This is a genomic window from Pseudoalteromonas sp. BZA4, from assembly GCF_040104395.1.
Lineage (GTDB): Bacteria > Pseudomonadota > Gammaproteobacteria > Enterobacterales > Alteromonadaceae > Pseudoalteromonas.
Window position 1 is genome coordinate 1 of the sequence record NZ_JBECOT010000079.1, and the last position, 14,587, is coordinate 14,587.

At 41.4% G+C, this 14,587-nt stretch carries 14 protein-coding genes and 1 pseudogene; 11 read left to right on the forward strand and 4 right to left on the reverse strand.

Features of this window, described 5'->3' with window-relative positions; translation table 11 throughout:
• Window positions 1-709 precede the first annotated feature (709 nt).
• The 3 genes and pseudogenes from ABMY41_RS19695 to ABMY41_RS19705 all read left to right on the forward strand — a co-directional run.
• Complete coding sequence (locus ABMY41_RS19695) at window positions 710-1,750, forward strand: DUF262 domain-containing protein (RefSeq protein WP_055022416.1); 1,041 nt, start codon at window positions 710-712, stop codon at window positions 1,748-1,750.
• Window positions 1,743-2,423 carry a hypothetical protein gene (locus ABMY41_RS19700; protein WP_063529428.1) on the forward strand — a complete coding sequence of 227 codons (681 nt, stop codon included), beginning with the start codon at window positions 1,743-1,745 and terminating at the stop codon, window positions 2,421-2,423. Before ABMY41_RS19695 ends, ABMY41_RS19700 begins: the two co-directional genes overlap by 8 nt.
• A gap of 134 nt (window positions 2,424-2,557) precedes the next feature.
• Window positions 2,558-2,980, forward strand: a pseudogene (locus ABMY41_RS19705) (tyrosine-type recombinase/integrase); the annotation flags it as partial.
• On the opposite strand, the gene ABMY41_RS19710 reads toward ABMY41_RS19705, so the two are convergent.
• A complete protein-coding gene (locus tag ABMY41_RS19710; protein ID WP_063530300.1) occupies window positions 2,943-3,509 on the reverse strand; it encodes a hypothetical protein in 567 nt (188 codons plus the stop codon). The pseudogene ABMY41_RS19705 and the gene ABMY41_RS19710 overlap by 38 nt on opposite strands.
• Window positions 3,510-3,637: 128 nt before the next feature.
• Window positions 3,638-4,027, reverse strand: a complete 390-nt coding sequence (gene cadR / locus ABMY41_RS19715; RefSeq protein WP_004588587.1) for a Cd(II)/Pb(II)-responsive transcriptional regulator — start codon at window positions 4,025-4,027, stop codon at window positions 3,638-3,640.
• Window positions 4,028-4,106: 79 nt separating this feature from the next.
• Between cadR and ABMY41_RS19720 the strand changes: the two genes are divergently transcribed.
• From ABMY41_RS19720 to ABMY41_RS19745, 6 genes are all read left to right on the forward strand, one after another.
• Window positions 4,107-4,724: a cation transporter gene (locus ABMY41_RS19720; RefSeq protein ID WP_036973831.1), complete on the forward strand. Its 618-nt coding sequence runs from the start codon at window positions 4,107-4,109 to the stop codon at window positions 4,722-4,724.
• Window positions 4,711-5,106: a hypothetical protein gene (locus tag ABMY41_RS19725; RefSeq protein ID WP_004588585.1), complete on the forward strand. Its 396-nt coding sequence runs from the start codon at window positions 4,711-4,713 to the stop codon at window positions 5,104-5,106. The genes ABMY41_RS19720 and ABMY41_RS19725 overlap by 14 nt, the downstream gene beginning before the upstream one ends.
• Window positions 5,107-5,178: 72 nt before the next feature.
• Window positions 5,179-6,498 (forward strand): TolC family protein, encoded by a 1,320-nt coding sequence (locus tag ABMY41_RS19730; protein WP_138557221.1) that lies wholly within the window; start codon window positions 5,179-5,181, stop codon window positions 6,496-6,498.
• 14 nt (window positions 6,499-6,512) lie between these two features.
• Window positions 6,513-7,448 (forward strand): efflux RND transporter periplasmic adaptor subunit, encoded by a 936-nt coding sequence (locus ABMY41_RS19735; RefSeq protein WP_063527678.1) that lies wholly within the window; start codon window positions 6,513-6,515, stop codon window positions 7,446-7,448.
• A 60-nt stretch (window positions 7,449-7,508) separates the two neighbouring features.
• The gene (locus ABMY41_RS19740; protein ID WP_055022428.1) at window positions 7,509-10,619 is read left to right on the forward strand and encodes a CusA/CzcA family heavy metal efflux RND transporter; all 3,111 of its coding nucleotides are present in this window, start codon (window positions 7,509-7,511) and stop codon (window positions 10,617-10,619) included.
• Between the two features lie 125 nt (window positions 10,620-10,744).
• Window positions 10,745-11,344, forward strand: a complete 600-nt coding sequence (locus tag ABMY41_RS19745) for an isoprenylcysteine carboxylmethyltransferase family protein (RefSeq protein WP_063527677.1) — start codon at window positions 10,745-10,747, stop codon at window positions 11,342-11,344.
• Window positions 11,345-11,501: 157 nt separating this feature from the next.
• Here the strand turns inward: ABMY41_RS19745 and ABMY41_RS19750 are convergent, their stop codons facing one another.
• Window positions 11,502-12,728, reverse strand: coding sequence for a transposase (locus tag ABMY41_RS19750; RefSeq protein WP_235374159.1), 1,227 nt, complete (start codon window positions 12,726-12,728; stop codon window positions 11,502-11,504).
• 38 nt (window positions 12,729-12,766) lie between these two features.
• Between ABMY41_RS19750 and tnpA the strand changes: the two genes are divergently transcribed.
• Window positions 12,767-13,162: an IS200/IS605 family transposase gene (gene tnpA / locus ABMY41_RS19755; RefSeq protein ID WP_063528636.1), complete on the forward strand. Its 396-nt coding sequence runs from the start codon at window positions 12,767-12,769 to the stop codon at window positions 13,160-13,162.
• 35 nt (window positions 13,163-13,197) lie between these two features.
• Here tnpA and ABMY41_RS19760 read toward each other — a convergent pair whose 3' ends face one another.
• On the reverse strand, window positions 13,198-13,770 hold the full coding sequence (locus ABMY41_RS19760) for a hypothetical protein (RefSeq protein WP_055022518.1): 573 nt from the start codon (window positions 13,768-13,770) through the stop codon (window positions 13,198-13,200).
• Window positions 13,771-13,953: 183 nt separating this feature from the next.
• Here ABMY41_RS19760 and ABMY41_RS19765 point away from each other — a divergent pair, with 183 nt between their 5' ends.
• Entirely contained in the window at window positions 13,954-14,463 is a 510-nt protein-coding gene (locus tag ABMY41_RS19765; protein ID WP_138558875.1) for a hypothetical protein, read from the forward strand.
• The last annotated feature ends 124 nt before the right edge of the window (window positions 14,464-14,587 follow it).

The window sequence follows — 14,587 nt, forward strand, 5'->3', positions numbered from 1 at the left end:
CACTAAAGCAACTGCTTCTTGCTTAAATTCGGTTGTATAAGTTTTGTTTTTTCGTTTTGTCATTTAACACCTCAATATTAGATCATTGTCCATTATTAAAGTGTCCTGCTCAATTAAACCAGTTCAGATCAAGATGAATGAAATCCAAGCTATTGGTTTGACCTTTTTCATTTTTGGTAATGTAGTTTTTTTCGGTAGTTATTTATGGATGCACCACCGAATAAGCAAAAAATAAAATAAGAAAAGACCGTTAATCGGTCTTTTTTTTTGTCAAAATTTGAAGAGAGGAGCTACTGCGCCTAGAACAATAACCAGTAAGGGGTAGACGCGAAGCTCTTCTATATTGCTGAAAATAGAAAAATTTCAATCAATTCCAAGTGTGTGAGTAGAATAAAGATTCATACCAAGTATTAAACTATCATCCTAAAATGGCAGCGATTGCATCGGTACGCTGCCATTTCTAAAACGTTTTTGCCCCATTGTGTGCTAGTACACTTTTTCTTTGCACTTTACGAATGCTTTTTCTAATCGTTGTGGTGTCTTGTAATGTGAGAGTTTACAAGAATATCGACGTGAGCTTAGCCCTCAGTCCTCCATGAATAGTTAGATAGTGTTTCTAGTCACCATTCACTAACCTATTGACTAATATCGACTAAAATATGAGTTGTTGTTACACTGGAATAAACTTAGATAGCTCACTGGAGAACACATGAAAGATTATATGAATCAACTCGATCAAGAGACTAGGAAAGTAGATTTTGATTCATTTGATATATCTGTTAAAGAGTTGATTTCTATGGCGAATGAATCAATTATCAACATTGCTCCTGAGTACCAAAGGCAATTTCGTTGGCCCGAAGATAACCAGTCTAAACTTGTAGAATCTGTTTTATTGGGAATACCTATTCCTAACTTGTTCATGGCTGCAAATAGAGATGGATCTTGGGAGTTAATAGATGGCGTACAAAGGCTTAACTCATTGATTCATTTTTGTGGGACCCCAGAGCAAATAGAAAGTTTTGGGCTGGATAAGCCTCTTAAACTTAAGGGGCTAGATATCCTGTCTAAGTTCAATGGAGCAACGTTTAATGATCTGCCTCATTCACTTCGTTTGAAGTTCAGTTTACGTCCGCTTAAGGTAACAACACTAAGCGATAAAAGTGATCTAAAAGTACGATTCGACCTCTTTGAGAGATTGAATACTGGTGGAATCAAATTAACTCCTCAAGAAATTCGAGCTTGTGTATTTAGAGGGCAATTTAATGATTTTATCATTGAACTTGCAAAAAATGATGACTTCAACAAAGTTGTTAATGTGTCATCAACTAAAGCGAAAGACGGTACCAGAGAAGAGCTTGTTTTGAAGTTTTTGGCTTACAAAACAAAACGTGATGATTTTAAACACAGTGTAGAGATATTTCTAAATGACTTTATGGCCGATGCATCGGTACATTTTAACTATAAGAAGTATAGAGAGCTGTTTGAAAAAACATTTGAATCACTAAGAGCTGTCTTACCTAATGGAATTAAACGCGGCAATAAAGGAAGTACACCACAAGTGCTTTTTGAAGCCATTGCTATTGGAGCTGCCGATGCTATTGAAGAAGGAGTTGATATTAGCGGATCAAATGTAGCCAACTGGATTGATGATGAAGAGTTACGCCGCTTGACAACTGGAGCCACAAATTCAGGGCCTCGCTTACGCGAAAGAGTCGAGTATTGTCGAGTTAGGTTTGTAGATAATGTTTAATGATATTGATGCTGGTGTTATGAATCGCTTGAGGCAACTAGATTCAATACTAGAGTATTTGTCAGATGAGGCACTGACTGAAGAAACTAAAAATTCAGACTTCTATCGTGCTCAGAAAGGCTTGGTGTTTGTTGCAATGTATGCAGCACTTGAGTTCGCAATTACACAATCAGTCACACGAGCATTAGAAGTTATTGGGCAAGAAGAAGCTCCTGCCAATCATTTTAAAAGTGCGGTATTGTGCTCGCTGTTTGATTCTCATTTTAAAGCTCTTCGAGAGTGCGGAGCCTCCAAAGTGTGGGAAAATCGTCATAAACTTGTTCTCGCAGTAACAAGTGATACTGAAGTGACTAATGTTGACAGTTCTGTTTTTCCATCAGGTGGCTCAATGAATATTTCTATTAAACAGCTAGAGAACGTGTGGAATTTTTTTGATTTAGAACGCTCACCACTGCCAGAAGGTGTGCAGCACTTTGTCTTAACCGAAGTCAAGGATCACCGTAACGCGATAGCTCATGGTAGAGAGACCGCAACTACTATAGGGCGAAGGTTTAACGTTACGCAGTTAGATAATAGAGCACGCAGTATAAAGCTTTTATGTCTTCACATTACTTCTTCGTTTGCCTCTTATTGTGCTGAAAAACGATATTTTGTTGCGGATACTGTGGCATAAAAAGCAACTGCTTTGCCATACCAGTAGTTATTCATGGATTGCTAATGCTCGATTTTTCGAAATTCATTTCTTTCCAAATCCTAATCAGTAATACATCCACTATCCTCATAGTGACTTTTAAATAGGAGGTCACTATGAAACCAGAACTAAACCACAATGCTACTGGTGTGAAACGTCCTTTCAAGCTTGAAGAGATTTGGCGTATTCGCACTCGAATTGAAATTCAAAACAACTTGATGCAATTAGCTTTACTGAATTTGGCTATAGATAGCAAGCTAAGATCATGTGACTTACTCTCTTTAAAAGTTCGAGACGTCGCTACTCTCGATCAAGTATTTGAAAGGGTTCAATTAACGCAGAAGAAAACAGGGATCGAAGTTCAATTTGAGATAACTCCGAGAACACAACAAAGTATTATCCATTGGGTTCAAGAAGTTAAATTGCAACCCAGTGATTATTTGTTTCGGAGTATACGTCGCTCTAATCAACCAATAAGCTATTCATATTACAGGTCTATCATCAGGAGCTGGGCTGAGCAATTAGGACTTGATTGCGACTTGGGGACAAGAAAACCTTCGATGATAAAAACGCCATATCGATTGCACAACCTCTCTGCGAAGCAATAATGTCGATGACCGCTCGTACCCGTTTATCCTCAGGGCGCGATGAAAGCGCAGGACTATAGACTAGCCCTACCGCTTTATTTACTGTTTTCCACACTTTGTCGATATCGACGTCAGTAAATAGATGCTGAGAAATGGATCCCAATTCTTTGCTAGTAAGCGGCAGAGTATTAATTCCATCACTCCTAGCTTGACGTAAGGCTTTGAGAAATTGTTGGTTTTGCCTATCTTCAGGCTCTAAATAGATGACTACAATCTGATTGTCCTGTGCCAAAACCTTGTGAGGGACATCTTCGAAAATCACAATACATTGTCCGGTGTGAATACTTTGTGCCTTGTAATCTTGAACCGAGATGTCTTTGTCTAAACCAATGCAAATTTGGACAGCATGATGTGCATGAACATCATTATCAGGACTGATTCCGATGTAAATCGCTTTGTAGGGCCACAAATGAATATGCATGGCTGACTCAGTATCAAAAGTTCAGGCTATTGATTTTTGCCTTATAAATCTACACAAATGACGAATGTTAGCCGATAGATACACGTTGAGGCGAGTGCGCACAGTGAAACTGTGTGCTTCTTACACTTTTAAGTGTGTAAATAATTTAAAATGCCACAGTCCCTAATGGTTTTGTTTTGATCACACTTTGACGCCATATTTTCGAGTGATGACTTTAATGCGTTTAGCTCTTCAATGCGAATAATGACGTCTGATAAATGCTTAGCTATTAACGTATTGATATTTGAACAGCTCTGATCTGGCTTCGAACGACTGTCCATGAGCGTTTTTACTTCCATGATAGACATATCCAATGAACGACACTGTTTAATAAATAGGAGTTGTTCAATAGTCCCCTTGTCGTAGACACGATAATTTCCACTTGAGCGCTTGAGCTCAGGCAATAGCCCTTTCTTTTCATAAAAACGAATGGTCTGAATACTACAACCTGTCGTCTTTGCGACATCACCAATTTTCATTTTTTTCTCCTAACCGTTGACTCTATACCAAGTATAGACTTTATACTCATACTATTCATCAGTAAAGAGTGTGTTTCTAATGAGCGGATGTGGGTGCGAAGTTGAAATAAAAGACCAGTCTCAACGACAGGTTTTGTATTGGCTTTTGGGAATAAACGCGACAATGTTTGTTATAGAAATGGGGATCGGGTTGCTTGCTCATTCAACCGCATTAATAGCCGATTCACTTGATATGCTCGCCGACGCAGTTGTCTATGGTGTTGCCCTTTATGCTATTGGTAAATCGCTATTGCACAAAGCCAATGCGGCTAGAATTAGCGGCTTTTTTCAGATGGCACTGGGTGTGTTGATTATCATTGATATTGTAAGACGGTCAATTTACGGTAGCGAACCTGTATCGGGACTAATGATGGCTATGGGGGCAGTTGCACTGGTTGCTAATGTCATTTGTCTTGTGATCATACGCAAACAAAGAAATGAAGAAGTGCATATGCGGGCAAGCTGGATATTTTCAGCCAACGATGTGATTGCCAACTTAGGTGTTATCTTTGCTGGCGTTTTGGTGTTTTGGCTCGATTCTCGATGGCCTGATCTGGTTATCGGTGTGATAGTTTCGTGCGTTGTGTTGCGCGGGGCAAAAATGATCCTCGAAGATGCTGGAAATGAAAGACAGCGAGCGCTTAATGCGCAAAGTTGATAAGAAAATGCCAATTTTTAATTGCACATCAAAACTGCGTAGGTTGGCATGGCTACTTATTACTTTGCTCATGTGTCAATCGGGCTTTTCGTTCGCCGCTCAATGCGATGACTACCCTGCGGAGGTATCGTCAGTCCCTGAACAATCAAAGTCGATAGGCACTTATGATGTTCCCGAAAAAAATGTAAATGCTGGTGATAATACGTCGAGTGAAGAGTCTAAGTGTTTCCATTGTGTGCTGTGTCAATGTGGACAGATTAAGTTTCTGGCACAGCACCCAATAAATGACGTATCTAAACCGTTATATACCAATCAATACAGTTATTCCCGCAACGTCACTGACGGCCTAGTCGAAGGCCTTTTGCGCCCACCTCAACATTAATCCATTCCCTCCTATATGTTTGCATGGGTGCTTTCCATGTATGTCGTTATCTTATGAACAAAAGGTTCTTTTATGAGTTCTTCACGCCCACTGGGCATAAAAAAAGCTAGCTCAGCGTATCTGAAATTGATATCTGCTGCACTGGTAACCATGAGCATATCTGTTCAATCTGCCAATGCGCAAAAGTCTTCAATCACGCTTGAAAATGCGCTCAAACGCACATTATCAAACAACCCAGATTTAGTTGTGTTCGAATTTAAATCTTCGGCTTTGGATGGTGAATCAAAAATGGCCAGCTTACGACCTGAAATGTCTGTTGGGGTTGAAGTTGATAATGTGTTGGGAACAGGCGAAGTGTCTGGTATTAAAGATGCCGAATTGACACTGACCTTATCGTCGGTCATCGAGCTTGGAGATAAAGTCAGCGGCCGAATGAATGTGGTGAGTTCAAAAAAAGCACAACTGCTTACACAACGGCGCATTCGTACGCTGGACATCTTGGGTGAAACAACTCGACGATATATCAATGTCATTGTCCAACAAGCGTTGCACAAGACTGAGCAACGAGCTGAAATGCTGGCTCGCACAATGCTTCAGACAGTCTCTACACGGGTTGAAGCGGGGGCTTCTTCACCACTTGAGAAAAAACGTGCAGAGTCAGCGTTGTCGCAGGCGCGTTTGTCGTTATTGATAAGTGAACAAAAACTCAATGAGTATAAACGCGACCTGGCCATCATGTGGGGTGACACTAACGCTGTGTTTGCGGAAGTTGAAGGGACACTGTTATCGTTTCCAAATTCACTATCACTTGAACATATGCTTTCACAGCTTCAAAGCAATCCACACGTTCTGCTTTATGCTGATAACTATCGGGTACAAGAGGCCAGATTGAGAGTGGTTCAGGCCAGTCAGCAGTTCGACATTGCGTGGGAAGCCGGTATCCGAAGAATGCAGGGAATTGATGACACAGCGTTAGTCGCCAGTATTTCGGTGCCGTTAAATACCAAGCAGCGGAATCTAGGTGAATACGAACAACAGCGCGCATTGCTTGACAGTATAGACTATCAAAAACAAGCGAAAATTCGTGAACTCACTCGCCAATTAAATCAAGTCATTAGCGCAAAAGACCAAGCCTTGCTCACTGTTACGACCCTTCAAGACAATGTCGTCCCAACATTGGAATCTGCATTGAAATTGGCGCGGGATGGCTATGAAAGTGGTCGCTACAACTACATAGAGTGGGTGACAACGCAACAGCAACTCATAGATATGCAACGAACTATGATAAAAGCCGCAGGCTTAGTTCACCTTCGAAGCGCAGATCTAGAGGCACTTACGGGAATTCCCGTGTTTTCTGACTCTCCCTCGACGTCTGCTCAATCATCACAATGAATAGAGAAAAAATAATGAATAAATCACAATTTACATTAGTTACTAGCGCACGTGACTTGCTTGGCATGTTAGTCATGCTAGTTACTTTACTGTTTGCTTCTGTCGCCCTGGCTGATGATGACGATGAGGAAGCCGAAGAAAGACCCGAGTACGTAGTGTTATCTCAAGAACGGATGCTTGAACACGATATCGTGACTGCATCGGCCGCATCAGGAACATTATCGCTCACAACCAGAACCTTTGGGCGGATAGTTCATGATCCTGCGTCACTGAGTCATATTCGTGCCCGCTTCGACGGTGTTGTAAAACGTATCATGGTGAATATTGGAGATAAAGTAGAAAAAGGTGACACACTGGCAATCATTGAGTCAAACGAGAGTTTAAATCAATACTCAATCACCTCACCGATGTCTGGAAAAATCATAGCTAGACACGCCAATGATGGTGAGCTCACCAACGGTCAAGTACTGCTTTCTGTTGCTAATTACTCTCGCGCAATTGCTCAATTGGCTATTTTCCCCAAACAACGTACTCGTATTGCCGCTGATATGGAAGTCACTTTAAGGCTTGAGGAATTGCAGCAACAATCAAGTATAAGCCACATTACGTCCTCACCTGATGACAAACCTTATTCTATCGCGTTTGTGAACGTTGATAATGGCAGTGGTTATTGGCCTTTAGGCGCTATGGTAGAGGGTTATATTCAGATTGGGTTCCAAGAAGTCAATCTGGCTCTCCCCAAAAGTTCAATACAAGAGTTAGATGGGCAAACCATTGTTTTTGTCAAAGAAGGGGAGCGATTTTACCCCCGCCAAGTAAAGATTGGGAACACGGACAACCGTTTAGTAGAGATTGTGAAGGGCGTTCAAATAGGCCAGCAAGTCGTTGTAGAAAATAGCTATCTACTAAAAGCTGATTTATTAAAAATGGAGGCGGGCGATGATGACTAATTACCTGCGCATTTATTGTCAAAAGCAAAGCCAAGTCCATAAAAACGGTGAGGTGAGAACATGATAGCACCAATACTCCGTCTATCCATTGAGCGACGTGGTGTCATGATGTTGTTCGCCTTGTTTGTCGCCTTTTTTGGTATGTATAGTTACAAACAATTGCCGATTGATGCTGTGCCTGATATCACCAACGTGCAAGTGCAGATAAATACCGCAACCCCAGGTTACTCGCCTTTGGAGACTGAACAACGCATAACGTTTATAGTTGAAACCTCGCTGGCCGGTTTGCCTAATTTATCGTATACCCGCTCGATATCACGCTATGGTTTGTCGCAAGTCACAGTCGTGTTTAAAGAGGGCACTGATTTATATTTCGCACGAAATCTCGTCAACGAGCGTCTCACCGCCATCGCGGCGCAATTGCCAACAGGGTTAACCCCTGAAATGGGCCCTATCTCCACAGGCTTGGGTGAAATTTACATGTACTCGTTAAGTGCTGAGCCTCAGGCGCGACAGGACAACGGTCAACCCTATGATGCTATGGCATTAAGGGAGATCCATGATTGGGTAATTAAGCCCCAATTGTCGCTTGTTGAGGGGGTGACCGAGGTTTATGCGATAGGCGGATTTGAAAAGCAATATCATGTGAATCCTAATCCAGTCGCAATGATAAACTTTGGGATAAGTACAGGTGACCTTCTCAGTGCGCTAGAACGCAACAATGCGAATCAAGGCGCTGGTTTTGTAGAACAAAATGGGCAACAAGTACTGATCAGATCGGAAGCCCAACTTAAGGGCATCGACGATATCGGCCAAGTGGTTGTTAAGATCATTGATGGCGTACCGGTAAAAATTCAAGACATCGCCCAAATCAACCTCGGTAAAGAGCTGCGCTCTGGAGCCGGCACGTTAAATGGCCAAGAAACAGTGATTGGCACGACAATGATGTTAGTGGGAGAAAACTCTCGTACGGTCGCCAAAGCTGTGGACAGTAAGCTCGAAACCATTAAAACAAGCTTACCCGAGGGCGTAATCCTTGAAGCGGTTTACGATAGGACAAGCCTCGTTGACAAAACCATCGACACAGTGCAGAAAAACCTCGTCGAGGGCGCTTTACTTGTCATCGTTGTGCTATTCGTTTTGCTTGGGAATGTGCGAGCTGCACTTATTACCGCCGCTGTAATACCCTTGGCAATGCTTGCCACGATATCGGGCATGGTCAAAACAGATGTGTCTGCTAACTTGATGAGTTTAGGCGCACTGGATTTTGGCTTGATTGTCGATGGCGCAGTTATCATTGTTGAAAACTGTATCAGACGATTATCCGAATCCCAGAAACAAAACGGCGCTACTCTACCGCTCAAAGAAAGGCTGAATGTTGTATATGAAGCCACTAATGAAGTCATACGCCCCAGTTTGTTTGGTGTATTGATCATTACCATTGTTTATATCCCCTTGTTCACGCTCACTGGCGTCGAAGGTAAAATGTTCCACCCCATGGCAGCGACCGTGATAATGGCTTTGCTTGCCGCAATGGTATTTTGTTTTACCGTAGTGCCTGCGGCGATAGCAATTTTCATGAGAGGTAAAATTAGCGAAAAAGAAAGCCCAATTATTAAAGGTGCAAAGGCAGTCTATCGTCCTGTTTTAACCGGAGCGCTGCGTTTTAGATGGCTAGTGGTAGTAGCAGCGAGTGCTTTGGTTGTCGGCAGTTTATGGATGGGCAGTAAATTAGGCTCCGAGTTTATTCCCCAGCTCAATGAAGGTGATATCTTAGTACAAGCGATACGCATCCCTGGGACTGGGGTAGAACAAGCAGTTGAAATGCAAAAAACTCTTGAAGCGAAACTTATGCAGTATGAGCAAGTTCAGACGGTATTCGGTCGCACGGGTACGGGTGAGGTCGCTACCGATCCTATGCCGCCCAACATTACTGATACGTTTGTTATTTTGAAGCCTAGGGAACAATGGCCCGATCCATCAATGACTAAAGCCGAGCTAGTCGAAACGTTTGAAGAGGACTTGTTTACCTTGCCCGGCAATAATTATGAATTTACCCAACCTATTCAAATGCGGTTTAATGAATTGATCAGTGGGGTAAGGGCAGATTTGGGCATAAAACTATTTGGGGATGACTTAGATACCCTCTTTGCATCTGCTTCTGACATTTTGTCCGTTATTTCAACGATTGAAGGGGCTGATGACGCGAGGCTTGAGCAGGTAGAAGGCATTCCAATCTTCACCGTCACACCAAAGCCTGATCAATTGGCACGCTTTGGTTTGGATATAGCCGACTTGCAGTTATGGCTCAATGCTGCGACAGGTGGAGAAACCGCTGGAATGATTTTTGAGGGCGACAGACGCTTTGAAATTGTCGTGCGATATGCCGACGACATTCGAAATGAACTCACTCAGCTTGAGAGCGTTCCCATAGTCACGCCCTCTGGTGAGCATGTACCAATAAGCGAATTAGCCACACTTGCATTTAAAGAAGTACCTAGCCAAATAAGCCGGGAGAATGGCAAACGTAGTATTGTTGTCACAGCAAATGTGCGTGACAGAGATATTGGCACTTTTGTTGAAGAAGCTCAGGCGAGAATTAATGATGAAGTAGATTTACCTGCTGGTTATTGGCTCGACTATGGTGGAACCTTTGAGCAGCTCGAAAGTGCGAGTCAACGATTGACGATTGTGGTACCGGTTACGTTGTTTGTGATTTTGACAATGCTGGTAATTGCGTTTGGTTCTATACGCGATGCGTTGATTATCTTCACAGGTATCCCTTTGGCATTAACAGGCGGTGTAATGTCCCTTTGGTTAAGGGATATGCCTTTATCCATATCCGCGTCGGTAGGATTTATCGCGTTGTCTGGGATTGCCGTATTAAACGGATTGGTAATGCTGTCCTTCATCAAGCAACGTTTGCTAGAAACCGGAGAATTAGTGAATAGCATTGTTGAAGGGGCACTTATTCGCTTGCGTCCGGTATTAATGACAGCACTAGTGGCAAGCCTTGGATTTGTGCCCATGGCGCTCAATACGGGCATAGGTGCAGAGGTGCAACGGCCTTTGGCCACGGTGGTCATCGGCGGGATAATATCGTCAACCTTGCTAACACTGGTAGTGCTGCCTGTACTCTATCGACTCGTGCATAGTAAAGGGGATCAGTAGTGTTCTTGGGCATTTATTCGTAAATGCCCAAGTTTTACCTGAACGATTTTTAGGTACCTATTGACTCTTTATTAAGTATAGACTTTACAATCATATTCTTAACGTCATGTACGATAAGGATAGATATGGTTTCGCTTATTTTAATTAGTAGTTTTTTGGCGCTAGCCGTCCTCGGTAGAAGCTTTGTTCAATATAAGAGAAATGGTGATTTTGGTATAAGAGCAGCATCTATAAACGCACCATTAATAGAAATTGTACCAGGGGCTATATTCGTGGTTACGTTTTGCTTTGCATTTGGTCTAGTTCTTTTTGGTTACTTAGGACGTGCGCCCCTACTATTTGTTCCTTCAATTCCATTTCAGCTTCTCGGCTCCTTGATTGGCGCCTGCGGAATTGCTGTAACTTTGTTGTCTCAAATTCAAATGGGAGATTCATGGCGTATTGGCGTTGACCAGCAAGAAACGACTGCACTTATTACCCACTGGATTTACGCAAAGTCTCGCAACCCCATTTACTTTGGTATTTTTCTATTTTGGGCAGGGGTGTGTATAACGTTCCCACATTTGCTGCTTTGGGCATGTGCTTTTGTATGTTGGATTTGCATTGAAGTGATTGTTCGACAAATTGAAGAGCCTTATTTGAAGAAAGTGCATGGCGATGATTTTCTAAAATATAAGTCTGACACTAACCGATACATACCTAAGCTTTCACGCTTTAAGTTTTGACGCTTAAATAAGTAATGGCGCAGGCTGCTTTATATGCATAAACTAACGAACGGTATCTTTTAACGTCCATTTTTATGAACTGTCGTTATTCTTAAGTGAACTACCCAGCGACATCGCTTCGCTCTGATCACTGGGCTTCTACAGTCTAGCTTAACGGCTAGGCTGCTTCTTTTTTCTCAGATCCAAAATCCAACTTCGATAATTCGAAGACTTTCGTTTTAACGGATTGTTTCTCCTGAGATACGGGTGCTACCCTTGCGACGATTCCAGCCGCAATTAAATCTAATTCACCTGTCTTTTCTATGCTCTTAGCCGACGATAGATCACGGTTTTGATACGTTCCGCAAGCTACACAAGTGAAATACCTATCGTTCAATGTTAAAACATGGTTTTGGCCGCACTCTGAGCAGATCCCAGTGGACTTCTCAAATCGACCAATTTCGTGATACAACTTACCCTCTAACTCAGCTTTGTATTTTGAAAGCTGAGTTATCAGCCCCATTACGTTATCGGCAACCATGCTGCCATTGAACTTTTGAATCGCTTTTACGTTTAAATCTTCAAAACACGCTATATCAGTTTCATTGATTATCTGTCGTGAAATTTTGTGCGCAAAGTCGAGCCTTTGCCTTGAGATTTTACCGTGTAGTTTATTGATGCGTTGTTTAGTTTTGTGCCAACGATTTGAGCCTTTGGTTCGACGCGCAAGCTGGCGTTGCAATTGATTTAGCTTCTCTTTTGACTGTTTTAAAAACTTCGGATTATCGGCCACAAATCCGTTCGAACCAACCACCGTTTGCTTTGAGTTGATATCAAAACCAGTGATCTTTTCCAAAACCTGTTTAGCCGTTTTACACTCTACTTCCTGTGTGATGCTGCATTCCCATTTTCCGTGACGATATTGAACAGTGACGGTCTTAATTTTGCTCACTAGCTCACGATGCAGAACGATTGGCACTTTACCGACTTTTGGGATGCTTATAGCGTCATTTTCAATTCGAATACAGTTGGAATTATTGACCGCTCGGAAGCTATCATTGTGAAGCCGCTTCCTTTTGTAGGAAACTTTGTGCTTTGGAAAATGCTGCAAACGACCTTTAGAAAATGCATTCTTCATCGCTGTTTCCAAGTCGCGAGCAACCTGCTGAGCAGCAGCAGAATCAAAGGCTTTAATCCAGCTAAATTCCTCGAATGGCTTAATTTCCTTGAGGAGAGAAGCCATATCTTTGTAAAACAGGAATGTTTTATCGTATTCATAACGACGCATATTTTCAGACAACAACAGATTCCAAATGCCACGCGCTATCGCACCAAACTCAATGAGCTTAACTTCTTGTTCTGGCGTAGGGTTTAGCCTGTAGTTGTATCTGAGCGTCTTTTTCATATACTGTATAGACTACTGTATAAGGCCAAGTTGTCAAGATGGAATATGAAACTAAATCTCACTGCAAATATCTAATTTCGCTTCATTTAATTTTGGTGGTTAAGTACAGAAAACCTCTGCTAAACGGAAGGCTGGGTGAGTTTGTTAAGAAAACGGTTTTCGATGTTTCTCTATCATCTGACTTTAGGATCGAAGAGGTTGAGATAGACAAAGATCACATTCATATGCTGATTACAATCGGCACTCGATATTCAGTAGGCCAGCACGCAAGGAGGATTAAGCAAGCCACAACCGCTAAAATCTGGAAATCATTTCCTTATCTGAAAAACCAATTTTGGAAAGAGAAAACATTTTGGTCTGATGGGTACTTTGTGTGTTCTGTAGGGAATGCAAGCGCAGAGACTATACGAAAATATATCCAAGAGCAGGGGTGACACCTATTCATCCCCGCGACATCACTTTGTTCTGATCACGGGGTTTTCTCGGTGAGTTTAGATAAATTACATTCATTTATTAATAACTGACTTATAGAGTCAGACTCTTTTGATAGTGTTAGGAGCTCATCATCCTTTGAAGGGGCTGTTGAATCGTTAAGTTCTGAGTTAGAGAGAATGTTCTCGATTTCTAAAGAGTTTGATGAGAATTTTTGGCAAAATTCAATTATCTTATCGTTTTCCAATTCTCCGATATCTTTCTTGTTCCTCATGTATAACTTATAGTTCTCCGTTACAACCTCTAAAGCTGCATGTTCATAGCGTATGGTCGCTATTATTTCACTATCTTCGATTTTATAGTCAACAATACTTACCGATATCGGACGTAAAATGCGGGCCTTCTCGCTATAGCTTGATACACCTGCTTGTGAATTGCTAATAATGAAATAAGCGCCGAGCTTTTCAGCTGCTTCTTTATGTATCAAATCTACAATGTTGTATTCATTTACTGTGAGGCCGATAGTTTTAAACTTGATAACTCTCACAGTATCAGCTGCATGAGCACTATGGCTCAATACTAAAATGACTAGTAAAAATACAAATTTCATAAATCCTCCTTCAAAGTTAAAAGTATAAATTATTGAATGCAGGTTTGTAAGAATATAAAAAATACAATGAGATTTTTTCATAACCTATTGTAAAAAATTGATATTTAGTTTTGTTTTTAACATCTGCGCGAAATGAAATTCATGAAATGATTAATATAGTTTTAGCTATTGGAGATTGTTTTAATGAATTCATTGAAAGCGCTAGCAAATGGGGTTTTTCTATCGATTGTATTCCATGCACTCGGGAGTGCTTATGGTGCAGAAAAAGTTAGTGTCAATTTAACGCTAAGTAACACCACTGAGTACGACGCACAAGTAATCGAGCATCTACTTCAAAAAAAAGCTGTGGAACAAGCAAAAGTAAACCTCAACACGAATGTTATAAGCGGCAATAAATTATTGCCAAATGTAAGGGCAAAACTTAAAGAGCTAAACTTAAAGCAAGAGCTAAGCACCCTCAATGCAACGGCTACTTTTGAGTTAACTGAAGGCCCAGAGTTAATTGCTAACGAGAATACTATTAGGATTTATGACGAAGTATTTCTGTTTAATGGCATCGAAACAAAACAATCATCATTGAAAAAAAGACTCAAAGAAAAGGTGTTTGAACATAAATTCTTTGCTGATATCCAAAGCAAATTATCTAACCTAGTGACAATATCAGACTATAAAATCAAAGAACCTCAAATTTGAATCGCCCCGTGTTTGCCAGAGACTCAATAACTTGAGAAACTGGAACTATGAAAAAATCAAATCGCTATACATCAGAATTTCGTGAACGTGCAATTAGGCTTGTTACCACACAACAGCATGAATA

What these genes read in the sequence shown, in the direction of transcription:
- tnpA (WP_063528636.1), top strand. Translation starts at nt 12,767, where the DNA reads ATGGAATATGAAACTAAATCTCACTGCAAATATCTAATTTCGCTTCAT.
- ABMY41_RS19745 (WP_063527677.1), top strand. Translation starts at nt 10,745, where the DNA reads ATGGTTTCGCTTATTTTAATTAGTAGTTTTTTGGCGCTAGCCGTCCTC.
- ABMY41_RS19730 (WP_138557221.1), top strand. Translation starts at nt 5,179, where the DNA reads ATGAGTTCTTCACGCCCACTGGGCATAAAAAAAGCTAGCTCAGCGTAT.
- ABMY41_RS19735 (WP_063527678.1), top strand. Translation starts at nt 6,513, where the DNA reads ATGAATAAATCACAATTTACATTAGTTACTAGCGCACGTGACTTGCTT.
- ABMY41_RS19740 (WP_055022428.1), top strand. Translation starts at nt 7,509, where the DNA reads ATGATAGCACCAATACTCCGTCTATCCATTGAGCGACGTGGTGTCATG.
- ABMY41_RS19700 (WP_063529428.1), top strand. Translation starts at nt 1,743, where the DNA reads ATGTTTAATGATATTGATGCTGGTGTTATGAATCGCTTGAGGCAACTA.
- ABMY41_RS19710 (WP_063530300.1), bottom strand. Translation starts at nt 3,509, where the DNA reads ATGCATATTCATTTGTGGCCCTACAAAGCGATTTACATCGGAATCAGT.
- ABMY41_RS19750 (WP_235374159.1), bottom strand. Translation starts at nt 12,728, where the DNA reads ATGAAAAAGACGCTCAGATACAACTACAGGCTAAACCCTACGCCAGAA.
- ABMY41_RS19695 (WP_055022416.1), top strand. Translation starts at nt 710, where the DNA reads ATGAAAGATTATATGAATCAACTCGATCAAGAGACTAGGAAAGTAGAT.
- ABMY41_RS19720 (WP_036973831.1), top strand. Translation starts at nt 4,107, where the DNA reads ATGAGCGGATGTGGGTGCGAAGTTGAAATAAAAGACCAGTCTCAACGA.
- ABMY41_RS19765 (WP_138558875.1), top strand. Translation starts at nt 13,954, where the DNA reads ATGAATTCATTGAAAGCGCTAGCAAATGGGGTTTTTCTATCGATTGTA.
- ABMY41_RS19760 (WP_055022518.1), bottom strand. Translation starts at nt 13,770, where the DNA reads ATGAAATTTGTATTTTTACTAGTCATTTTAGTATTGAGCCATAGTGCT.
- ABMY41_RS19725 (WP_004588585.1), top strand. Translation starts at nt 4,711, where the DNA reads ATGCGCAAAGTTGATAAGAAAATGCCAATTTTTAATTGCACATCAAAA.
- cadR (WP_004588587.1), bottom strand. Translation starts at nt 4,027, where the DNA reads ATGAAAATTGGTGATGTCGCAAAGACGACAGGTTGTAGTATTCAGACC.